The organism is Aeromicrobium sp. CTD01-1L150 (genome assembly GCF_041951745.1).
Lineage (GTDB): Bacteria > Actinomycetota > Actinomycetes > Propionibacteriales > Nocardioidaceae > Aeromicrobium.
In genome coordinates this window covers 3,734,946-3,756,333 of the sequence record NZ_CP169555.1, presented here as the reverse complement: position 1 = coordinate 3,756,333, position 21,388 = coordinate 3,734,946, and the positions used below count along the sequence as shown (strand labels likewise).

Annotated in this window: 22 protein-coding genes; 12 read left to right on the top strand and 10 right to left on the bottom strand. The window is 71.6% G+C overall.

The window, feature by feature from the left end:
- Positions 1–13: 13 nt before the first annotated feature.
- Positions 14–247, bottom strand: a complete 234-nt coding sequence (locus tag ACEVFP_RS18555; protein ID WP_375001008.1) for a hypothetical protein — start codon at positions 245–247, stop codon at positions 14–16.
- Between the two features lie 122 nt (positions 248–369).
- On the opposite strand from ACEVFP_RS18555, the gene ACEVFP_RS18550 reads away from it, so the two are divergent.
- Positions 370–1,026: a methyltransferase domain-containing protein gene (locus tag ACEVFP_RS18550; RefSeq protein ID WP_375001007.1), complete on the top strand. Its 657-nt coding sequence runs from the start codon at positions 370–372 to the stop codon at positions 1,024–1,026.
- Between the two features lie 230 nt (positions 1,027–1,256).
- Here ACEVFP_RS18550 and ACEVFP_RS18545 read toward each other — a convergent pair whose 3' ends face one another.
- The gene (locus ACEVFP_RS18545) at positions 1,257–2,132 is read right to left on the bottom strand and encodes a class I SAM-dependent methyltransferase (RefSeq protein WP_375001006.1); all 876 of its coding nucleotides are present in this window, start codon (positions 2,130–2,132) and stop codon (positions 1,257–1,259) included.
- A gap of 190 nt (positions 2,133–2,322) precedes the next feature.
- Between ACEVFP_RS18545 and ACEVFP_RS18540 the strand changes: the two genes are divergently transcribed.
- Genes ACEVFP_RS18540 through ACEVFP_RS18525 form a run of 4 tightly spaced genes read left to right on the top strand, consistent with a single transcriptional unit; the run spans position 2,323 to position 7,454 of the window.
- Positions 2,323–4,503, top strand: a complete 2,181-nt coding sequence (locus ACEVFP_RS18540; protein WP_375001005.1) for an acyltransferase family protein — start codon at positions 2,323–2,325, stop codon at positions 4,501–4,503.
- Positions 4,500–5,621 (top strand): hypothetical protein, encoded by a 1,122-nt coding sequence (locus ACEVFP_RS18535; protein WP_375001004.1) that lies wholly within the window; start codon positions 4,500–4,502, stop codon positions 5,619–5,621. Before ACEVFP_RS18540 ends, ACEVFP_RS18535 begins: the two co-directional genes overlap by 4 nt.
- A gap of 34 nt (positions 5,622–5,655) precedes the next feature.
- A complete protein-coding gene (locus tag ACEVFP_RS18530) occupies positions 5,656–6,744 on the top strand; it encodes a glycosyltransferase family 4 protein (RefSeq protein WP_375001003.1) in 1,089 nt (362 codons plus the stop codon).
- Positions 6,741–7,454, top strand: a complete 714-nt coding sequence (locus tag ACEVFP_RS18525) for an FkbM family methyltransferase (protein ID WP_375001002.1) — start codon at positions 6,741–6,743, stop codon at positions 7,452–7,454. Before ACEVFP_RS18530 ends, ACEVFP_RS18525 begins: the two co-directional genes overlap by 4 nt.
- Before the next feature lie 10 nt (positions 7,455–7,464).
- On the opposite strand, the gene ACEVFP_RS18520 is transcribed toward ACEVFP_RS18525, so the two are convergent.
- Both ACEVFP_RS18520 and ACEVFP_RS18515 read right to left on the bottom strand, forming a co-directional pair.
- Positions 7,465–8,058, bottom strand: a complete 594-nt coding sequence (locus ACEVFP_RS18520; protein ID WP_375001001.1) for a serine O-acetyltransferase — start codon at positions 8,056–8,058, stop codon at positions 7,465–7,467.
- A gap of 41 nt (positions 8,059–8,099) precedes the next feature.
- Positions 8,100–8,858, bottom strand: coding sequence for an FkbM family methyltransferase (locus ACEVFP_RS18515; protein ID WP_375001000.1), 759 nt, complete (start codon positions 8,856–8,858; stop codon positions 8,100–8,102).
- Positions 8,859–9,033: 175 nt separating this feature from the next.
- On the opposite strand from ACEVFP_RS18515, the gene ACEVFP_RS18510 reads away from it, so the two are divergent.
- From ACEVFP_RS18510 to ACEVFP_RS18495, 4 genes are read left to right on the top strand one after another with little or no spacing between them, the layout of a single operon-like run.
- Entirely contained in the window at positions 9,034–9,915 is an 882-nt protein-coding gene (locus ACEVFP_RS18510) for a methyltransferase domain-containing protein (protein WP_375000999.1), read from the top strand.
- A 60-nt stretch (positions 9,916–9,975) separates the two neighbouring features.
- On the top strand, positions 9,976–10,221 hold the full coding sequence (locus ACEVFP_RS18505) for a phosphopantetheine-binding protein (RefSeq protein ID WP_375000998.1): 246 nt from the start codon (positions 9,976–9,978) through the stop codon (positions 10,219–10,221).
- 9 nt (positions 10,222–10,230) lie between these two features.
- Complete coding sequence (locus ACEVFP_RS18500; protein ID WP_375000997.1) at positions 10,231–11,610, top strand: class I adenylate-forming enzyme family protein; 1,380 nt, start codon at positions 10,231–10,233, stop codon at positions 11,608–11,610.
- 4 nt (positions 11,611–11,614) lie between these two features.
- Positions 11,615–12,349, top strand: coding sequence for an SDR family NAD(P)-dependent oxidoreductase (locus ACEVFP_RS18495; protein ID WP_375000996.1), 735 nt, complete (start codon positions 11,615–11,617; stop codon positions 12,347–12,349).
- Here the strand turns inward: ACEVFP_RS18495 and ACEVFP_RS18490 are convergent.
- On the bottom strand, positions 12,339–13,598 hold the full coding sequence (locus tag ACEVFP_RS18490) for a hypothetical protein (RefSeq protein ID WP_375000995.1): 1,260 nt from the start codon (positions 13,596–13,598) through the stop codon (positions 12,339–12,341). The genes ACEVFP_RS18495 and ACEVFP_RS18490 overlap by 11 nt on opposite strands.
- Positions 13,599–13,684: 86 nt before the next feature.
- Between ACEVFP_RS18490 and ACEVFP_RS18485 the strand changes: the two genes are divergently transcribed.
- Together ACEVFP_RS18485 and ACEVFP_RS18480 are read left to right on the top strand one after the other, a co-directional pair.
- On the top strand, positions 13,685–14,686 hold the full coding sequence (locus tag ACEVFP_RS18485) for a class I SAM-dependent methyltransferase (RefSeq protein ID WP_375000994.1): 1,002 nt from the start codon (positions 13,685–13,687) through the stop codon (positions 14,684–14,686).
- A 1-nt stretch (position 14,687) separates the two neighbouring features.
- Positions 14,688–15,299, top strand: a complete 612-nt coding sequence (locus ACEVFP_RS18480) for a serine O-acetyltransferase (RefSeq protein ID WP_375000993.1) — start codon at positions 14,688–14,690, stop codon at positions 15,297–15,299.
- A 7-nt stretch (positions 15,300–15,306) separates the two neighbouring features.
- On the opposite strand, the gene ACEVFP_RS18475 is transcribed toward ACEVFP_RS18480, so the two are convergent.
- The 4 genes from ACEVFP_RS18475 to ACEVFP_RS18460 form a co-directional block, all read right to left on the bottom strand.
- Entirely contained in the window at positions 15,307–16,053 is a 747-nt protein-coding gene (locus ACEVFP_RS18475; RefSeq protein WP_375000992.1) for an FkbM family methyltransferase, read from the bottom strand.
- 54 nt (positions 16,054–16,107) lie between these two features.
- Positions 16,108–17,316, bottom strand: a complete 1,209-nt coding sequence (locus tag ACEVFP_RS18470) for a DUF563 domain-containing protein (protein WP_375000991.1) — start codon at positions 17,314–17,316, stop codon at positions 16,108–16,110.
- The gene (locus ACEVFP_RS18465) at positions 17,313–18,140 is read right to left on the bottom strand and encodes an FkbM family methyltransferase (RefSeq protein WP_375000990.1); all 828 of its coding nucleotides are present in this window, start codon (positions 18,138–18,140) and stop codon (positions 17,313–17,315) included. The genes ACEVFP_RS18470 and ACEVFP_RS18465 overlap by 4 nt, the downstream gene beginning before the upstream one ends.
- An 85-nt stretch (positions 18,141–18,225) precedes the next feature.
- Entirely contained in the window at positions 18,226–18,948 is a 723-nt protein-coding gene (locus ACEVFP_RS18460; RefSeq protein WP_375000989.1) for a class I SAM-dependent methyltransferase, read from the bottom strand.
- A 48-nt stretch (positions 18,949–18,996) separates the two neighbouring features.
- On the opposite strand from ACEVFP_RS18460, the gene ACEVFP_RS18455 reads away from it, so the two are divergent.
- Positions 18,997–19,812, top strand: coding sequence for an oxidoreductase (locus tag ACEVFP_RS18455; RefSeq protein WP_375000988.1), 816 nt, complete (start codon positions 18,997–18,999; stop codon positions 19,810–19,812).
- Positions 19,813–20,064: 252 nt separating this feature from the next.
- Here the strand turns inward: ACEVFP_RS18455 and ACEVFP_RS18450 are convergent, their stop codons facing one another.
- Positions 20,065–21,387: a glycosyltransferase family 4 protein gene (locus tag ACEVFP_RS18450; RefSeq protein ID WP_375000987.1), complete on the bottom strand. Its 1,323-nt coding sequence runs from the start codon at positions 21,385–21,387 to the stop codon at positions 20,065–20,067.
- Position 21,388: the final 1 nt, after the last annotated feature.

The window sequence follows — 21,388 nt, the reverse complement described above, 5'->3', positions numbered from 1 at the left end:
AATCGTACGGCGCTCAGGAAGCGCGGCTGCTGCCTGCGCGGCCCACGGCCCCGCGCCCCCGCCGGCGCTCGTCGCGGCCCACGGCCCCGCACCCCCGCCGGTGCTGGTCGGCATCGACGAGGAAGGCGATGCCGCAGTGCCGGCACACCCCCAGCTCGGCGTACTCGTCCGGGAAGTCGATGTCACCCTCACACGTCTCGCACGTCATGGCCCCGAGCCAGTGGTGCGGTGCCGTCAGCTCGCTCATGGTCCACCTCCGTCTCCACCCCACGGTAGGGACGAGGGCCGACTGTTCTGTGACCCCCGCTCCATCGGCGCGTCCGCACGAACCACAGTCCCGGGCGGCAGCCTGCCGGTAGTCTCCGCTGCGTGAACCCCACGCTCCGCAAGGTCGTCCGCGCCGCCGTGCTCACGATCAACACCCCCCTGGCCCGCGGGCGCGCCAAGCGGGCCTTCGCCGTCGCGCCGCGACCGTTCAAGCTCGAGATCGGGGGCCTCTCCCCGCGGGAGGGGTGGGTGGTCACCAACGTCAACGCCGTCACCCGGAACTACCTCGACGCCACCTCGCCGTGGCCGTTGGAGGCCGGCGCCGTCTCGCACGTCTACTCCGACAACGTCATCGAGCACCTGACCCTGGAGGCCACCCGCCGGATGCTGCGCGAGGCCCATCGGTGCCTCGTGCCGGGCGGAGTCATCAGACTCATCACCCCCGACGTCCGCGCCCACGTCGAGATGTACCTCTCCGGCGAGCCGGCGCTCGAGGATGCCGCGGCGCGCCACTACCGGAACCTCGGCCTCGTGGTGGAGCACCCGATCGACGTGCTGCGCATCCCGATTGGTGCGTTCGGGCACCACGAGGGCTACGTCTTCGACTTCGAGACCCTGCGCATCGAGCTCGAGTCGGCCGGCTTCACCGACGTCGTCCGAACCCCCACCGGAGCCAGCGACCGTCCCGAGCTTTCCGGCCTGGACGTACGCACCAGCGAGGGCGGCGCCCAGCTCGCCGTCGAGGCCACCCGGTCCTGAACTCCCGCCCACGGCCCGGGACCCCGCCGGGGGCCCGGCCGGGGTCGTGGGCCGGGTTGCGCGGCCGGTGGTGGTTGGTGCTGGCTCGGTCCCGCCCACGGCCTGGGACCCCCGCTGTTCTGTTTCCCGCCCAGGGCCCGGACCCCTGCCGGGGCCCGGGCGTGTCGTGGGTCGGGTTGCGCGACCGGTGGTGGTTGCGTGCGGGCCAGTGCGCGACGCCGGTCAGGTCCTCAGGCAGCTGGGGTGAGGACGAACGTCCCCGAGTGGGCGGAGCTGTCTGCCTGGCGTCGCAGCATCACCGCACGCAGCAGTCGTAGGCCACCGGGAGTCCGGTCGATGATCGTCTTGAGGGCGTTCTTCGGGCCCGAACGCCCTTTCACCCGGAGCCACTCCCGGCTGAACATCTCATCGGGGAGCCACCGTCGCTCGTGGTCGATGAGGCGCAGTCCACTCGCGGCGGCGTAACGCTCGATCGTCCCGTCGCCGAGGAAGTACAGGTGGTCGCCGAGGTTCCACGCCAGCATGTCGCCCTTGCTGACACCGGCGGTGAACTCCCCGGTCGCCATGACGACGATCCCCCCGGGACGCAGGAGGCGGCGCAGCTCGGCGAACGTGCGGGCCGGGCTCACCAGGTGGCTGAAGACATTGATCAGGCTCACCACGTCGAACGCATCGTCCGGGTACCCGACGTCCTCCAACGGCACGCCGTGGACCGTCGCACCGGTCGCCTCCTCGGTCAGCGCACGTCGGTCGGCACTGAGCTCGATCCCCTCGACGTCGTAGCCCGCGTCGCGAGCCAGCGAGAGCAGCAGTCCGCCGCCGCACCCGACGTCGAGCCACCGGCCGTCGCCTCGATGACGGCGCGCCAGGTCGACGAATGCCTGGAAGCGATCGCGTTGGATGACCTCACCGGCGCTCTGCTTGACGGCCTCGTTGATCTGCTGCGTCCCGGCGTAGTGGCCCTCCTCCATCTCGGTCATCCGGGCCGTCGGGTCGGGGATGTCGTCCACGTACAGCAGGGCGCAGTCCGGGCACCGGCCGAGTCGCAGGCCGTTCTCGGAGAACAGGGGAACCCACTCGGCTGAGCCGCAGCAGTCACACGTCACGTTTTGCCCTCTCCGCAGGCCTCGCAGGACGACGACAGTTCCGACCCACGCTAGCCGACCCAGAGCGGCGGGACCCTGGCCGAGCCCCCGTCAGGCAGAGCTGCGCGCACTTCGGTGAAAGGGCTGCCCGGACGGCTCGCAGGCAATAGAGTCGTGCAGATTTCGTCGCTCGTGTCCGGAAAGGACACTCATGGGCTCTCCCACCACGTCTGAGCAGGCCCGGGGCGACTCCCGGGACGGGCCCGCCCGGACACCGCGGCGACTGCCCCACGTGCAAGGACTACGCGGCATCGCCGTGCTGCTGGTGGTGGCCTACCACGCCGGCCTCCCCGTGCAGGGTGGATTCATCGGGGTCGACGTGTTCTTCGTCGTGTCCGGGTTCGTGATCACCGCGCTGCTGCTCCGGGAGGTCCGGGCGAACGGTCGGGTCCGGTTCGGTCGGTTCTACGGCCGTCGCGTGCGCCGGCTCCTGCCCGCACTGTCGGTCATGCTGTGCGTCACGCTCCTGGCGTCGATGGCCCTGCAGTCGCCGTTCGGGGCCCAGCAGTCGACGGCGCTGACCGCCGGTGGGGCCAGCCTGTGGGTCGCGAACGCGGCCCTGTACTTCGTCACCGGCGGGTACTTCGACGCCTCCCCCACGGCGCTCCCGCTGCTGCACACGTGGTCGCTCGCCGTGGAGGAACAGTTCTACCTGGTCTTCCCTGCCGTCCTGGCCGTCGGCTGGTGGGCCGGACGGCGGTTCTTCCGGGGGCGGATGCTCCGGACCGTGACCGGCATGCTCGTCCTCGTCTGTGCGGTGTCGTTCGCGGTCCTGCTGCTTCTGACGTACTCCGATCTCTCCGGCCTGACGAAGGCCCGGGCGGTGGCGTTCTACTCCGCACCGACCCGCGCCTGGGAGTTCGCGGCCGGCGGGCTCGTGGCCGTCTGGGTGGCCGGTGGCCGGGTGTGGTCGGGAGCGGCGTCGACGGCGCTCGGATGGGTCGGTGCGCTCACGGTCGTCGGCGCGGCGATCCTGATCCCCGAGACCGCGGTGTTCCCCGGCTACCTGGCGCTCCTGCCGGTCGTGGGCACGGCGCTCGTCCTCGCCTCCTGTGCCTCGGGCCCTGGCGTGCTCGGCGGGGCGCTCTCGTCCAGGCCCCTGACGTGGTTGGGTGACCTGTCCTACAGCTGGTACCTGTGGCACTGGCCGTTCATCGCGTTCTCGGCGGCGGCGTGGCCGGGTCGCACCTGGGTCACCGTCGCCGCCGCCGTGCTGGCACTTCCGGTCGCCCTCGTGGCCTACCGGTACGTCGAGGAGCCCATCCGGCACGGGTCGGGCCGACGCCGCTCACCGACGCCGCGGCTCTCTGCGGCGCGGGTCGCCGCGGTGAGCATCGCGGTGCCCCTGACGCTGGCGACGGTGCTCCAGTCGGGAGCGAGCGCATCGTGGCAGGACGCGGGCATCGCCGCCATGGGCGAGCAGGTCACACCGGTGCCCGCGGGCTACGCGATCGGTTGCCACACCGCTGTCCCAGTCGGTGAGAGGGAGAGGGACCAGTCCGCCTGCACCATCGGCGGCGACCGTGGCGGCCGTCCCATCGTCCTGGTGGGGGACTCCAACGCGGGCCAGTACGCCGACGCACTCATGGACGTGGCCGAGGAGCGTGACCGGCCGTTGATCCTCGGGACGATGTCGGCGTGCCCCTTCGTCGACATCCTGATCGAGCAGTCCGGGTTCGACTGGAGACAGTGCCGCGCCTTCGTGACGGCATCGCTCGCCTGGCTGGTCGAGCAACCAGCGACCATCGTCGTGACCGCCTCGGCCAACGCGATGATCGAGCTCGACGGGGTCACCCTCGTGGACCCGCTCTCCGGGCGGAGTGCGGGCTCGGCGCAGGACAAGCAAGACGTGTGGGAAGCAGGTCTGACGCGGACCCTGACGGCCCTGAAGGACGCAGGCCACCAGGTGCTGCTGGTCAACGTCATCCCCCACCTCGTCTCCGGCGATGAGGGGACCACGGTGTGGACCCCCGCGGCGTGCCACCTGCCCGAGCTGCGCGGCGACGTCGGGCGATGTTCCCCGGCGCTGCTCCGCAGCGACCTCGACCACCTCCAGGCGCTCGGGCTCCAGGCCGAGCGAACAGTGACGGCAGCGGTCGGGGTCGGCCAGCTCGACCTGCGGGACGCGCTGTGTCCCGGCTCGACCTGTCGAGCCAACGACGGCGACCACTGGGTGTACCGCGACGGCTTCCACATCACCACCGCGCAGTCGGTTCGACTGGCCCCGCGGTTCGCCGAGGCCATCGCGACCGGGACGGGCACCGGGCCGGGACGATATCCTCACGGCGTGGACCGAGCTCGACCGACACCCGTTGAAGGAGTGGCCGAATGAGGGCGAGGACGGTCCTGGTCGAGCCGTCGCCCAGCGGACATCGCTTCCAGACCGTGGCGATGGTGGCCGAGGTGGTGGCGCGCGACGACGACGTCGTCGTGCTCACCTCGCGCGGCGCGCTGACCGACCCCGCCCACGAGACCTTCCTCGCCCCGCTGCAGGGCGTGCGCGTGGAAGGCGTCTTCGAGCAGGAGTACCCCTCGACGCGGACGCTGGCGCTCGAGGTGTCGCGCCGCGCGTCGCGGGGGGACACGGTGGTGGTCCTCGATGCCGACACGGCGCTCAGGCGCTGGTGGCTGGAAGCCCTCCGGGCGTTCGGGCTGCGCCGACGGCCACGGGTCGTGTTCATGCTGACTCGCTACCCGGCACGCCTGGGTCCCACCGACCTTGTCGGCTGGCGGCTGCGGATCCCCAAGGCCCTGCTCGCCGTGCTCGCGATGCTGACCGGTGGCCTGCACCGGGTGGCCGGGTTCGCCGGTCGCGACGACCTCTCCCGTGGTTGGATCGTCAGGCGCACCCGCGACCCGGCACGCTGCGCCGCCCACTCCCGCGACCGCGCCGAGCTGCGTGAGCGTCACGGTCTGCCGGCCGACCGCCGGCTCGTCGGGATCTTCGGCGGGGTCTCCGAGCGCAAGCACCCCGACCTGGTCTGGGAGGCGATGCTCGCGGGGGGTGTCGAGGCCGACCTGGTGCTGGGCGGGGGGCTCTCCGAGGGCGTCGCGTCCTGGGCCGGCCGTCTCGAGCAGACCGATCGGAACCGGTTGGTCCTGCGCAGCGGGTTCCTGCCGGACCAGGAGCTCGACGAGCTGGTGGCCGCGGCCGACGCCGTGGCGCTCGTCATGACCAACAACGGACCGAGCGGGATCATGGGCAAGGCGCTCGCCGCGGGGGTGCCCGTGGTGACTGCCGGGTCGGCGGTGCGTGCCGCCGAGGCGTCGGCCACCGGCGGTGGCGAGTCCGCGGCCATGGACGCTGCGTCGATCGGTGCGGCCCTGCGCCGGGTCCTCGACCGCGGCGGCCTGGGTGTCTCGAACGTGCCGGAGGCCAGCGTCGAGGCCTACGTCGCCTCGATGCTCGGCCGCGAGCGCCGGAACGTCACACGGACTGGGCCGTTGTAGTGGATGGCCCCCGACCCACCACGAGAGGACGGACGTGCGCATCGCAGTCCTCATGACCGGGCTGACCGCCTACCAGGACGCCTGTTTCCGTGAGCTCCGTGCGCTCGGCGCCGAGCTGCTGCTGGTTCACCCGGCCTCGATGTCGTTCGCGCCGTTCGACACGTCGGCCTTCGACGCCGGAGTCCGGCGCATCGTCTGGGAGGAGTCCATGCCCTCGGCGCAGGAGCTCGTGCCGGCGGTGGAGTCCTTCGACCCCGACGTCGTGATCATGTGGTCCTGGGACGGCAAGGGCTACCGGTCCGTGATGAAGCAGGTGAAGGGCCGCGCCCACCGGGTGATCTTCACCAGCAACTTCTGGCACGGCAGCGCCAAGCAGTGGGCAGGCCTGGTGGCCGGGCGCCGCTACGTGAAGCCGCTGTTCGAGACGGCGTGGGTGCCGGGCGAGCGCTCGGAGCTCTTCGCCCGCCGGATCGGGTTCACCGACTTCATCCGCGGAGCCAACAGCGCCGACACGCCGACGTTCGACCGTGGGCCCCGCGACGCCGTCGAGCTGGCCGGTCGTCGGCGGTTCCTGTTCACCGGCCGGCTCATCTGGCACAAGGCACCCACCGAGCTCGCCGAGGCGTACCGGCGCTACCGCACGCTCGTGGATGACCCGTGGGGCCTCGACGTCGCCGGTGACGGACCGCTGCGCACCGACTTCGACGGCATCGACGGCGTCACGATGCACGGTTTCGTCCAGCCCGACGACCTGGCCGACCTGATGCAGGGGGCCAGCGGGTTCCTGCTGCCGTCGCACATCGAGTGGTATGGCGTGGTGGTCCACGAGGCTGCGGTCGCCGGCCTGCCGGTCATCTGCTCCGACGGTGTCGGAGCCGTGCCGCACCTGCTCCAGGACGGCTTCAACGGGTGGGCCTTCCCGGCGGGTGACGTCGACGCCCTGGTCGAGGCGATGGTGCGTCTCACCCACGTCGAGCCCGACCGCCTGAAGGCGATGTCGGACGGCAGCCGGGCCCTCGGGAGCAGGCTCAGCCCGACGCTCTGGGCGCAGAACCTGCACGAGCAGCTCGAGTCCCGGCTGCGTCGCCCGTCGGCCAGGCCCTCCCAGGAGGTGGGCCCGTGAGGGCGCGGGAGCAGATGGTGCGACTGGTCGCCACCGGTCTCGGCCGTCGCGGCCTGGAGGTGCGACGGCACGCGGCCACCCGGCGCCAGAAGATGCTGTCCAGGCACGACGTCGACCTGGTCCTCGACGTCGGGGCCGCCGACGGTGGCTACGGCGCCACCCTGCGGAGCTTCGGGTACACGGGAACGATCGTCTCCTTCGAGCCACTGCGCGAGGTGTTCGCTCGTCTGGCCACCGCGATCGAGACCGACCCCGCCTGGTCGGCCCGGAACGTGGCACTCGGCGCCGAGCCGGGTGAGACCACCATCAACGTCGCGTCCAACAGCACGAGCAGCTCGATCCTGCCGATGCTCGGCCCACACCTGGAGGCCGCGCCCCACGTCACCTACGTGGGGCAGGAGAGCATCACCGTCTCCACGCTCGACGCCGAGGCTGCCGACGTGCTCGCAGCGCACGAGCGGCCGTTCCTCAAGGTCGACACGCAGGGCTTCGAGCGTGAGGTCATCGCCGGTGGGGCCACCACCCTCGACCAGTGCGTGGGCGTGCAGCTGGAGCTGTCGTTCGTGCCGTTGTACGAGGGCGGGATGCTCGTCGACGAGGCGGTCTCCTGGGCCTACGACCACGGCTTCCACCTCGTAGGGATCGAGCAGGGCTACGCCGCACCGAGCGGCGAGATCCTCCAGGTGGACGGCGTGTTCGTCCGCGACTGAACCAGTGGTCTCAGGCGTCCGGGGTGGGGTCGGGCTCGCGCGTGGCGACGCGTTTGGCCGGGACCCCGAAGACCACCGCGCGCTCCTGCACGTCCTTGACCACCACGGTGTTGGCCCCGACCAGGGCGTCCTTGCCGATGGTGACGCCGTCGAGCACCACCGAGTGGGCGGAGACGGTGGAACCGTCGCACAGCGTCGCGTACCCGTGCGTGCCGCCGTGGGGCTCGCGGGCACCCGCGGTGAACCCTTGCAGGATCGTGACCCCGGCGCCGGCGCGGAACCCGCCGCCCATGACGACGCCCATCGGGTGCGGCATGTACAGGCCGGGCCCGATCCGCATGCCCGGGACGAAGTCGGCGCTCCACACGATGTTCGAGGCGACGCGCAGCAGCGAGGCGAGCTTGATGTGCCCACGGCGGGACAGGCGCTGCTGGGCCCGCAGGACGATCGTCGCCGCGAGGCCCTGCAGCATGACGGCTCTCGTCAGCACCCGGAACCAGGTCGGCTCGACGGCTCGGTACCGGGCGAAGTCGGAGAAGACCAGCTCGCCGAAGGTGAGCTCGTCCCCGAAGTCGGCGTCGTGGACTGCGTCGGGCGTGGTCAAGGGCGCTCCTTCAGCACTCGTGATGGGTGTCGGCTGATTCTTCAGGGTCGGGCCCGGTGGCGACGCAGCGCCTCGAGCAGGCCGACGGCGCGCAGGGCCTCGCGCGCCATGATGCGGGCGACGACGGGGACGGAGACGACGTAGGCGACGACCAGCAGGCCGACGCGAGCCGGCGGGCGCCGGCGTTCGTACCAGTCGTTGACGACGACGCGACGCACCCTGGCGTACCCCGCGCGGAACAGCAGCCAGGAGATGCGGGGGTCGGGCGCCCCGGTCGCACTCTCGACGAGCACCACCTCGGGCCGCCAGCGCCGTAGGTCGAATCCCTGCAGGACGGCGCGCTCATGGCCCTCGACGTCGATCGTCACGAAGTCGATCGCCGGCGGGTCGACGTCCTCGAGGACACGGTCGAGGGTCGTGGCGGGGACGTCCACGGGCGTCGTGGAGATGTTTCGCTCGGCGAGGATGCGGTGGTAGGTGCGGCTCGCCGAGAGGGTGGAGAAGCCGGCGTGCCGGTCGGCCACCTCGAGCACCACCGTGCCCTCCTCGCCCGGGGCGACCGCCGCCACCTGGGCGACGTGCGACGCGGGCCGGAGCTGGCGGCACCGCGCGGCCTGGTCTGGGTTGGCCTCCACGAGGACGCCGGTCCACTCGAGCGCCTTCTCGAAGTGGTAGGTGTTGCTGAGGGTCTCGCCGTCGAGTGCACCCACCTCGACGTAGTAGCCGCCGCGGCGCCCTGCGAAGCGTTCGGCGAGAAGGCGGTCCTCACCGTGCTGGGCCCGCAACGTTGAGTTCTCCACGCGCGGCCCTCTCGTCGTCAGGGGGCCCGGCACGACGTCCGGCCGGTCCTCACGCCCGGACGATACCGGCTCGCGACGCGGTGTGTCCTGAGGTGGCCGAGGTCGGCTGCGATCACAGCTCCGTGAACGCTCAGTTCGAGGAATCCGGAGGGTCGATTCGTGCAAGGATGCGCCCATGAGCGACTCGACTCCCCCCTCGAGCGGCCCCGCGCCCGTCGACTACGACCCGTCGACCGTCTACGACAAGGTCACGGCCGCCTGGCGTCTGCTGCTCGGAGACGAGCTGCACTACGGCGTCTTCGAGCAGGGCGACGAGCCGCTGGAGGTGGCCACCGGGGAGCTCACCCGGCGCATGATCGCCGCCGCCGGGCTCGAGGGACCCGGCGGCCCAGGACCGGGGGCCCGTGTCCTCGACGTCGGGTGCGGCACCGGTGCCCCGGCGCGCCGACTCGCCACGTCCTACGGGGTGGAGGTCGTCGGCATCACCACCAGCCCGGTGGGTGTCGACACCGCCCGCACGCTCACCGAGCGGGCCGGCGTCCGCGGCGTCACCTTCGAGCAGCGGGACGGCACCGACAACCAGCTCCCCGACGAGTCCTTCGACCTCGTGTGGGTCATGGAGTCCTCCCACCTGATGCGGCGGCGTCTGGAGCTCGTCTCGGAGTGCGCTCGCGTGCTGCGGCCCGGTGGCCGTCTCGTCCTGTGCGACCTGCTGCGCTGGCGCGACATCCCCTTCGCGGAGGTGCGGGCACGCCGCGACGACTTCGGGATGCTGCGCGAGTGGTTCGGTGACGCGCACTTCGAGTCACTCAGCTGGTACGCCGAGGCCGCCGAGGAGAACGGGTTCGCGGTCGACGTCCGTGAGGACCTCACCGACCTCACCCTCCCGACGTTCGACCGGTGGCGTGCCAACGCCGTCACCCATCACGACGAGGTCGGCGAGCTGCTGGGCGAGGACGGGCGCGACGCCTTCGTCCGTTCCTGCGACGTGCTCGAGGCATTCTGGCGCGACGGAACGTTCGGTTATGGTCTGCTGGCCGCCACCAAGGCCGAGTAACGCCCGCACCATTGGGTCGTTGGACCGTTGTCACCGTCGAACTGCGAGGAGCAGCCACTCATGACCACTCCCGAGGACGTCGACCGTGTCGTCCGCACCTTCCTGCAGGAGGCGGCGAAGCTGTCGGACGACTTCGAAGCCACGACTCCGCTGTACGCCGACGGCGCCGGTCTCGACTCGCTCGAGACGGCGGAGCTGTCGGCCATCCTCGAGGACGAGTTCGGATCTGACCCCTACTCCGCTGGAGACATGCCACAGACCGTGGCGGAGATCCAGGCCTTCTACGCCGGCGTTCCCCAGTCCTGAGCAGCCCTGGTGATCGAGCTCTTCCAGCGGGTGGCCGCCGACGACCCTGACCGCACGGCGCTGATCACCGGAAGCCGGGAGCTCTCCTACGCCGAGCTGCTCGAGGTGTCCCTCCGGGCCGCGGAGGGTCTGCGCCGGGCCGGCATCACCCGGTTCGCGGTCCTCGACCACGAGGCCGACGTCTCGCTGCCGCTGTACGCCGGCGCCTCGCTCGTCGGGGCACAGGCGTGCCAGTACCCGCCGGTCGGCGTGGAGGAGGTGGCCGCTCTCGCGGAGCGGTTCGACCATGACGTCCTCGTCACCGACCGGACGGACCTGACCGGGCTCGACGCGAGGCTCGTGCGACCCGCCGAGCTCCTCGGCGCGGAGCTGTCCGGCGGCCAGGCCCCGGACGCCGTGGCACCGGTTCCCGACGTCCGGCCCCACATCGTGCTCACCACGGGCACGACGGGTCTGCCCAAAGGAGCGTTGCACGACTGGAGCCGCCTGCTGCGCAAGACCGACCACACCAGGTCCGGGCAGGGGCAGCGTTGGCTCCTGGCATACGGTCTGCACCAGTTCGGCGGCCAGCAGGTGCTCATCCACGTGTTCGCGTCGGGCGCGACGCTCGTCGCCCCCACACCGCGGCGCCCCCGTGAGGGACTCGCCGCCATGCGCGAGCACGGTGTCACGCACGTCAGCGCCACCCCGACGTTCTGGCGCTTCGTCCTGGCGGAGATGAGCTCCGACGGGCTCCCCGCGCCCACCCCCCATCAGGTCACGATGGGCGGAGAGGCCGTCCCAGGGCACCTCCTGGGCGCGCTGCGGGAGGCCTTCCCGGACGCCGGGATCTCCCAGATCTACGGCTCCACCGAGGTCGGGACCACCAGCTCCACCAACGACGACGCCCCGGGCCTGCCCGCCTCGGTGCTGGAGCGTGGCCCCGACGCCCCCGTGCAGCTGAAGGTCGTCGACGACGAGATCTGGGTCAGGTCGCGGATCGGCATGCTCGGCTACTACGGCGAGGATCCTGTGGACCAGGACGGCTGGCGCGCGACCGGCGACCTGGTGGACGTCGTCGACGACCGTCTGGTCTTTCGGGGACGCTCCTCGGACATCATCAACGTCGGTGGCGTCAAGGTGCACCCGCTGAGCGTCGAGGAGCGGGTGATCGGTGTGCCGGGGGTCGACATGGCGCGCGTCTACGGCCGGCCCAACGCCATGACCGGCGCGATCGTCGCCCTCGAGGTCGTCGCGACCCCCGGCGCCGACACCGCGCAGCTCAAGCAGGCGTTGCGGGAGGCCTGCTCGGACCTGCTGCCCGCCGCGCAACCCCGCAGCATCCGCTTCGTCGACGACATCACCACGTTCGGCGGGAAGATCCTCAGGAGACAGACCAGTGAGCAGTGAGCCCATGAGCCGTGAACCCCGGGTCGTCGTCGTGACCGGCGGCAGTCGAGGGCTGGGCGCGGGCATCGTGCAGGCCTACCTGGCCGCCGGTGACCTGGTCGCCACCTGCTCACGGTCCTCCACTCCCGAGGTCGAGGCGTGGGCGGCCGAGCATCCCGACCGCTTCCTGTTCAAGCCGGCCGACCTGTCGTCCTCCGACGACGCCCAGGCGTTCGTCGACGCGGTCGTGGAGCGCTGGGGTCGCGTCGACGTCCTCATCAACAACGCCGGCGTCGCCCGCGACGGCATCCTGGCCATGTCCTCCGACGACGACATCGACGTCGTGGTGGACCTCAACCTCAAGGGGACCCTGTACGTGTCGCGGATCGTGAGCCGTCGCATGCTGGCCAAGCGGTCCGGAAGCATCGTCAACATCTCCTCCATCGTCGGTCGTTCCGGGTACCGGGGCCTGGGTGTCTACAGCGCCACCAAGGCGGCGCTCGACGGTCTGACGCGGTCGATGGCGCGGGAGCTTGGCTCGCGTGGGATCACGGTCAACGGCATCGCTCCCGGCTACCTGAGGACGGAGATGAGTCACGGCCTGGACGAGGCGCAGCTCGGGCAGATCGTTCGGCGCACCCCGGCGGGCCGGCTGGGAGAACCGGACGACATCGCCCGCGCGTGCCTGTTCCTCACCGACCCCAGCAACAGCTACCTCACCGGGCAGGTCATCGTCATCGACGGCGGCCTCACGAGCTGAGCCGTCCCCGGGCGACGAGCCGTCCCAGCAGGATGCAAGCGACCAGCCCGACCGCCGTGAGGGCCATCCCGACCCCGGGCAGACTGCCGAGGGCGGCCGCCGCACCGATGCCCAGCAGCATGAGCGGCAGCAGCGCCACCTCGACCCACGACGCCGCGCCGCCGCGCCCCTGACCTTGCAGCACGGCGATGAGCACCTTGCGCATCGCCATCAGCCCGTCAGCCAGGATGAGCCACCGGGCCGCCTCGACGGCGCCGACGAACTCCGCACCGAAGGCCAGCCGGATCACTGGCTCGACCACCACCTGCAGGGCGGCCACCGTGGCGGTGATGAGCGCGGCGCTGAGCAGCACCCAGCGCCGGATGACGGCGCGCTGCAGGTCGAGCCGATCGTGGTGCAGGGCGACGCGGGGCAGCACGATGACGGACACGGCGTTGCTCACCAGGCTGCACAGGTTGGACACGGCGACCGCTGCGGAGTACAGACCCAGCGCGGTCATGCTCATGGTGCCGACGACGACGCGGTCCAGGCTCAGGCCGTCGAGCGGCCGGACAGCGCTGAGATAGCTGCGACGCGACTCCCGCCACAGCTCAGCCTCCTGCAGGCGGTCCTCGTCGCGGCCCGTCGGCCGGGCCAGCGAGGAGAAGGAGGCCAGGATGCCCAGCAGACACGAGACGAAGTAGGCGATCAGCATGTCCGTGACGCCCCAACCCAGCCCCGCCGCCCACGCCACGGACAGCGAGATCGCGAACAGCAGCTGCGGAGTCAGGCCCACCCAGGCCATCCGGACCAGCCGCCGCTCACCCTGCAGACCTCCGGCGAGCAGGCGGAAGACCATCGTCTGCAGCGCCATCACGAACACCGCGGCGGCCAGGACGTCGGTGCGCGCCTCGCTGCTGTCCTCGTGCAGCACGAGGAAGAGCAACGTGACGCCGAGGCAGGGCGGCAGGAGCAGGACCGCGCGCCGCACGGCGATGCCGCGCAGCCCGTCGCGCATCGCCACCTGGTGCTCGGCGAGATTCTTGGCGAGCGCGACCGGCGGGCTGCCGCCGAAGGACAGCTGGCTGGCGAGGACGCCGAGGGCGAAGATCAGTGCGACGATCCCGCGACCCTCGACGCCCAGCGTCCGCGCGATGATGACGCCGGTGACGAGCGTCAGGGCCTGCAGGCCGAACGTGGCGCCGACGATGAGCAGGAAGGCGGATCGGTCCCTGAGCTGTTGAGGGACCGGACCGGGAGCCTTCGACACGCCTCGACCCTACTCATCGGCCAGGGTTCTGCGGTGATCCTCGGCAAATCCAGCGGCCTCGATCTCGGCTGCGTAGGATGCTGCGCGTGGACCTCCCCGCCAGGCTGCCCGCCACCGCCAAGCAGCGGGCGGCACGAGTGCTCCCGAGCAGCGTCGTCCACCTGGCCGACCGCGCCGCCTTCGGAGCTCGACGGGCCCGGATCCGCTCGGTCCACCACCTGCTCGGCATCCTCGGACTCAACGTGGTCAGGCGTGCCGACTACTACTCCACCCTCCCCGTGCTCGCCGACATCGAGAGGACGAGGGCACGGTGGGACCGGCCGAGCCCGCTGGTCGGCCTCGACGTGGACGTCGCAGCGATGCAGAAGATGCTCGCGCGGCTGGCCGACCGGTGGGAGACGGAGTTCGTGCAGGACACCGGCGACTACCTCACCAACACCCGTCGCGGCTTCGGGCCGGGGTACCCGCGCCTCGACGCCCGCACGCTCTACCACCTGCTGCGCGAGCACCGCCCCCGCCGCTACCTCGAGGTGGGATCCGGCCTGTCCACGTACTACGCCTGGCTCGCCGCGGCCCGCAACGCCGACGACGGCTCACCGATGTCGATCACCTGCATCGAGCCGTACCCGTTCGACGCCCTGCGAGGGCTGTCAGACCTCGAGCTCGTGGAGGCGTTCGTCCAGGACGTCCCGCTGGAGCGGTTCGAGGAGCTCGAGGCAGGCGACGTCCTGTTCATCGACTCCTCGCACGCGCTGAAGATCGACAGCGACGTCGCCCACCTCTTCCTGGAGGTCGTGCCACGGGTCAAGCCCGGCGTCCTCGTGCACGTGCACGACGTCCACTTCCCGTACAACACCCCCTACCCCGCCGACACCTGGTTGTTCGGGGAGCGTTGGCCGGTCTACTGGAACGAGGCCATGGTCGTCCAGGCGTTCCTCGCCTTCAACTCCGCCTTCGAGGTCCTGCTCTCCACGCCACTCATCCGGCACGAGGACGAAGACTTCCTGCGGGGCCGCTTCGCCGACTACGTGGACGCCGCCGACGACCCCAACCCTGCGTCGTCGCTGTGGCTGCGGCGGAGCGCCTGAGATGAGCGCGCCGCGACCCGATCGCCCGGCCCTTCCCGACGACCTGCCGCTCCTCACGCTCCTGCGGGCCGACCTGGAGGCGACGACGCACCCGAACTTCCGGCTGTACTCGCCCGCACGCTTCTGGTCGAGAGCGGTCCTGAAGACGATCTTCAGCGCCAACGTCCGGGCCGTGGTGGCATACCGCATCGCGCGCAAGCTCGCCCGGCAGGGCTTCCTCCCGCTGGCCCTGCTCATGAGGTCACGGACCATCCGGGTCTCCGGCGCCGAGCTGAACCCGCTGGCGAGCATCGGACCGGGGCTCTACCTCGCCCACTCCGTCGGTGTCGGTATCGGCGCCCGGGTGGTCATCGGCTCCCGCTGCAAGATCCACCTCGGGGTGGTGGTCGGACCGCAGCCGATGGACCAGTCCGAGCCGCACTACACCGTCATCGGCGACGACGTGTTCATCGGCACCCATGCGGTGATCGTCGGTGGCGTGACGATCGGCGACGGTGCGGTGATCGGCGCGAACGCCCTCGTGGCGCGCGACGTCGCCCCCTACACGATCGTCTCGTCGGCGCCGGCGCGCGTCGTGGGGACGCGCGACCCCGATGCGCCGGTGGCGGGCTGAGGCGTCCTCACGCGTCCGTGTCGAGCACGAAGAGCCCGTCCACCTGCAGCAGCCGGCCGTCGGCGTCGGAGATCCCCGGTTCCAGCTGCTGGATCCGGTAGCCGTGCGAGCTCATCCGGGCCACCAGGTCGTCGAACAGCCGCTGACCCTCGTACAGCTCGACGAAGGACAGCTCCAGCTGGATCGCCGCGAGTCGACCGACGAGCTCGTCCGCCCCGGTCAGCACCTCGTCCTCGAACCCCTGGGTGTCGATCTTGAGCAACGTCGTCGCCGGGTCGATGCCGTGGTCGCGCACGAGCTGCGAGACCGTCGTGACGGGGACGGTCTCGGTGGCGACGTAGCGGGAGCCCGGGGCGGTGCTCAGGTGCGCCTGCGTCATGTTCCGCAGGGAGGAGGAGAAGGAGTTCGCGGCGACGTTGATCTTCGCGGTGCCCGGCTCGGCGCCGACGGCGACGTGCAGGGCGAGCCAGCCGTCGTCACGCTCGGACCGGCTGCTCAGCCCGGCGTGGGCGCCGCTCAACGGCTCGCAGCTGATGATCCGTCCCTCGAACCCGGCGCCGCGGACCAGGGCCGCGTACTGGCCGACGTTCGCGCCGACGTCGAGCACCGTGTCGACCCCCAGGGCGCTCAGCGTGCGAGCCACCCGACCGGCATAGGTGCCCCGGCCGATCTCGACGTCGGCCCGTTGTAGGGCACGCCGGAGCCACAGCTTGCCCGTCTCGCGGGCCCGGTTGGGCAGGGACTGCTCACTCATGTGTCGTCCTTCGCTGTCGGGTCGAGGTGTGCTCGCTGGTTCGTTCCCGCCCGTTCATGCGATCAGCTCGTCGACGGCCGCCAGGATGCGCCGCGCGTCGATGTCGACGTCCTCCTGCACGCGGTTCATCCGGCGGCGGGGGCGTTGTGGCTCGCCAGGCACCGAGGTCAGGTACCGGTAGTGGGAGTCCTCGACGTTGCTGGTGATCGCCCAGTAGCCGGGGTCGACGTAGCGGGGTGAGAACAGCTCGAGCACACGCACGCCCGGCGGTGCGAAGACGAGGTTGACCAGTCCGGCCCCGTGCACACCGACGACGACGTCGGCGGCGGCGAAGTGGTCGATCTGGTCCTGGACGCTGAGCGTGCCGGGGTCGATCCGCGTGAAACCACGCCGCTCGAGCCCGGGCCACACCTGGTGCTCGGTGACCAGGCGACGCGTGTGGGGTGCGGTGCCGCGGGTGACGTAGAGACGACCGGGCCGGCCCGCCGTGCTCCTCGGCGGCAGCATCCTGCGCAGCCAGTCGGTGGTCCACCGCGGGGCGAGGTTGGTCGTGTTGGTCAGCGACGGGACCAGCAACCGCTCCGCTCGCAGGCACAGGTCCTTCACCGGTTCCACGAGCTCGACGTCGTCGAGGCCCAGCATGGCCACGAGCTGGGCGTCCCACCGGGTGCGGTGACTCACCACGATCCGGTCCGGACGCATCCCCGGCATCGCCTCCTGCAGGATGCCCCACCGAGGCAGGGCGTCCATGAGCGAGTGGTAGTAGTTCCGCGTCGAGGCGGGCGAGGCCAGCGACACGGTGGTGGCGGGGAGCCTGCGCTCCTGCGGGAGACGCGGCCTCAGGTAGATCGGGTGCTCGCGCCAGTCACGGATCCCGAAGTACGGACTGCTCTGCAGGTCCAGCACACCACCGGGGGTGACGGTGGCCGCGTAGTCGCCCACCAGGCGGCCGTCCTCGACCTCCAGGACGGCGCGTTCAGGGACCTCGTGGTCTGCGACCTCCTCCCACAGCCGCAGGCCGGCCGGATCTCCCACCGGGACCTTCCGGCGGCGACGCTCGGCGGGCCCGGCCTCGTGCAGTCGCACGGCTCCCGGCTCGCTCGCGGCGGTGGTGCGGGAGGTCGGCGACGCGCTCCGCGGCACGGCGCGGTCCCCGCCGGCGCCGCTCGCCCGGGTGAGACGGCCGACGGAGCGCGTCGCCGCACGGTGCGTGACCTTGGCGGCCGGCCACAGTGGCTGGAGCGCCGCAGGGAGTCGTGTCATGCTCGGTCGTCCGCCGCCCGCGGCCCGGCATTGCCTCCCGTCCGGGAGAACCAGGCGTTGCCCAGTCCCGGCTTGTCCTGCGACGGCTCGTCACGCACGAGGTCCAGACCGACGGCGGCCAGGAACTCGACGAGCTCCTGCAGCGAGTGGCCATCGACTGGGTGATACTCCATCACCACCCGCAGGACCCCGCTCCACAGCGCCGGGTCGCTGGTGAGGATGAAGCCGTACTCGGCGCCCTCGGCATCGCTCTTGACCAGGTCGATCCGGCCACCGGCCGCCGCGTGCACCTGCGCGAACGACACGCAGGGAACCTGCATCTGAGAGCCCAGACCGTCCGGGGCGGTGAGTCCGTTGTGGGCGCTGGCCAGGCCGTTGTCCACCAGCTCCAGCACCCCGTCGTGGTCCGAGACCGCCTGACGGTGGACGTGCAGCCGCTCCTGCAGACCGTTGGCGCGGGCATTGCGCTCCAGCCAGTCGGCCGTGGAGGGGGAGGCCTCGTAGGCGTGCACGGTCGCCTGGGGGAGCCGGGCACACACCGCGGTCGAGAAGCTGCCGACGTGCGCGCCGATGTCCACGGCGACCGCATCCTCGGGCAGGTCACGGACAAGGTCGTCCAGCCGGTACACGTCGTCGGCGTGGACCTCGAAGACGGGGAACCGGGCCCCGGCGGCGTTGGGCACGTGCAAGGTCGTCCCGGTGCGGGTGCGGAACATCATCTCGCCGGGCCGCAGCATGCCGAGCAGGACCTGTGGTCCGTTCGAGAAGTGTGTGAACGACTGACGCAGCCGCCGAGCGGTGTACGCCATGCCGCGCCAACCCATGCCAGTCTCCTCGTCGAGGTTCGATCCTGCCCGATCACGAGCGGCCCCGCCCCTCCAACCATCGCAGCAGGCCCGGGGTTACGGTTCAGCGGAACTCGAGCAGAAGGGTGTCCGGAGGCGGCGGCTCCTGCGCCAGGCTCTGCTTGTCCACGCGCGCCCGGATGCACCGGGTGACCTGGCGCAGCCGAAGATGGCCGGTGTGCCCGGCGTTCTCGCTGAACAGCTCGTGGACCCGGGCGATGGTGGAGTCGTCGAGCTCCTCGTGACCCGTGGCCCGGGCGTACTGCTGCAGGCCCGCACGGTCCAGCTTCTCCCAGGTGGCGACCTCCTCGACCTCGGGCTCGTGGAACAGGCCCGAGGCCTCCAGCAGGTCCGAGGACGGGGTGGGCATCGGCCGCTTGCCGACGATGTCGCGGAGCCGACGCAGCCAGGGGATCGACTCGTCGTCGGTCCGGGCGATGCTGGAGACCAGGCCGTCGGGGCGCAGGACGCGAGCGATCTCGGCGAGGTGCCCCAGCGGCTGGTCCAGCCGGGGAGCGATGACGGCGTCGAAGCTCTGACCGGCGAAGGGCATGGAGCTCTCACCGGTGCGGACGTAGTGGACGTCGGCGTTGCGGACCACGGTGACGTCCGGACCCGCGACGGTGACATCGTGCCCCTGGTCGTTGAGGCGGTACGCCAGCTCGCCGTCGCCCAGGTGAAGAGCGCAGGCCAGACGTCCACCGACGAGCCACTTGGCCGCGCGGGCGACGGGACTGGCCGCCGCGTCGCGGGCCGGCGGGGCCTGCTGGTCGAAGAACTGGCTCATCCCAAGCAGGCTACCCGGCAGCCGGCCGGCCACAGGTACCCTGCGGGCGTGTCTGTACCGTCCTCCGCCCACGGCCCGGAACCCCCGCCGGGTCCCTCTGCCGACCGTGGCCCGGCTTCCCCGCCGGGTCCCTCCGCCGGGGCCGCGGCCGACCCGTTCATCGCCGCCGCATCACTGGAGGGGATCCCGTCTGCGTACGCCGCCACACGTGACGGCATCGACTCGCTGCTGCGCGACCGGGGTCTGAGGCGCACGACGCCGCAGGACACCGCTCGTGCGCTCCTGCTCGGCGCCGCGGCGACGGCCGGTCTGGAGGGCTCCGACAACGATCCCGACGTGCTGGCCGAGGGCGGCGGCGACGCGACGGCCCGCGGCGCGGTCCGGCTCTCCACCGAGCTGCTGGGCCTGCTCCCCGTGTGGAACCGTGCGCCGCTGCAGGCGCTGGCTCGGTTGCACTCGCTGGCGGCTGCCGGCTCGGTGGCCGATGAGGACCTCGGGCGTCCCGTGCACGCCGCCGGGGTCGCCAGGCTGAGCGAGCTGGCCCGGCTGGTCGCCCTGCCCACCCAGGCGCCGGGACTGGTGGTCGCTGCCTTGGTGCACGCTGAGGTCGTCGCCGCGGGAGCGTTCGTCTCGCACAACGGGGTGGTCGCGAGGGCTGCTGAGCGCCTGGTGACGGTTGCCAAGGGCGTCGACCCGGCCTCCGTCACGGTTCCCGAGGCCGGCCACGCAGCCGCCCCGCAGGGATACCGCGCCGCGCTGGCAGCGTACGAGCGGGGCGACGCCCCCGGCGTCACGCAGTGGCTGAACTACGGCGCCCAGGCCTTTGCCCGCGCTGCCGAGGCCTCACCCCTGGCCACCGGCTGACCCGCGGGCTCGTCACGCTGGCTGAGTGCGACGCGAGCTGCACGGTGGCTGAGTGCGACGCGAGCTGCACGGTGGCTGAGTGCGACGCGAGCTGCACGGTGGCTGAGTGCGACGCGAGCTCTGCGAGCGGCGTATCGAAGCCACGTTGACGGTAGGGAGCGAGGCCACGTTGACGGTAGGGAGCGAGGCCACGTTGACGGTGGGGATCGAAGCCACGTTGACGGTGGTGCGCGTGGTGTAGCTGGGGTCGGCTCAGTACTCCTGGACGGTGCGGGACTCCTGGACGGTGCGGGGGGCGGCGTGCGCGTGGCCACGGACCGTCGCCGGCTCGGGAGCGAGCGGCAGTGCCGGGGGCTCCGGGACGACCGTCCCGTGGGCACGGGCGAGCACCGTCGCGAACCGGGTGGTGATGCGCGCCAGGTCGAACTTCTGCTCGGCGACACTTCGTGCCCGGGATCCGATCGACTCGATGGACGCCGGGTCGACCGACAGCTTCTCCAGCCACTCGACGGCTCCGACGGCGCCGTCGCTGGTCGGGGGCCCGACGTGACCGCCCGTGGCGAGGATGTCCATCGCCGCCGGGTTGCCCTCGGGCATGAGCCCCAGGATCGGTCGCCCGGCCGCCATGTAGGACAGCACCTTGCTGGGGATGGAGAACGCCGTCGCATCCGGTTCCAGCAGCGCCACGAGGACATCGGCCGAGCCGAGCACCTCGGACAGGTCGGTCGCGGGCTGGAACGGCAGGACCCGCAGGCCCAGGTCGGGCTCGGCCTCGGCGATGGCGTGCAGGTCGTCGGCGCCCTCGCCCTCGGAGACGACCGTCAGGCTGGCCGGCACGCCACGTTCCCGGGTCGCCCGCAGGACGTCGACGAGCAGCATCGGGTTGTGCTTGCGTCCGAGCGTCCCGGCGTACAGCAGCCGAAGGTCCTGCGCGTCCGGGAAGACGTCGGCGGAGCGCGTGTTCTCCCGCGGGGTCGTGACGACCTTGTCCAGCGGGGCCCAGTTGGGGATCACCGAGACATCGTCGTCGGCGACGCCCCAACGCTGGTACGTCTGCGTGAAGCCGTCACCGATCGCCACGACGTGTGCCGCTCTCCGGGCGCAGTAGGCCTCCATGGCGTCGAGCACCCGGGCCCCGAGGGCCGCCAGTGGCCGCGGGAGGCGTCGCCGCAGCTCGTCGGCCAGACCGGCGCTGTACACGTCCTGGTGCCACAGCACCCACGGCTGGCGTGCACGCCGTGCCCACCGTGCGAAGCGAAAGAGCGAGATCAGCGGCACGTTGGAGGCGATGACGACGTCGCTGCGGTGCTCGCGCTGCCGCTGGAGGAACGCCTTGCCGTACGCCCACTCGAAGCGCGCACGTGCCCATGGCGAGTACTTGAGGAAGGGCAGGTCGAGCCTCAGCCCGGCGAAGGACAGGCCTGGCGCGTCGCCGTCGAGCACCTCGAGGTGACCCTTGCCGCTCACGTACTGCTCGGCGTGCAGGTGCTCCACCTCGTGGCCCGCTGACGCCAGGGAGCGCGAGAGCTCGGCCTGGAAGGGATGGCCGGAGAAGTCGTGGACGGTCAAGCGCATG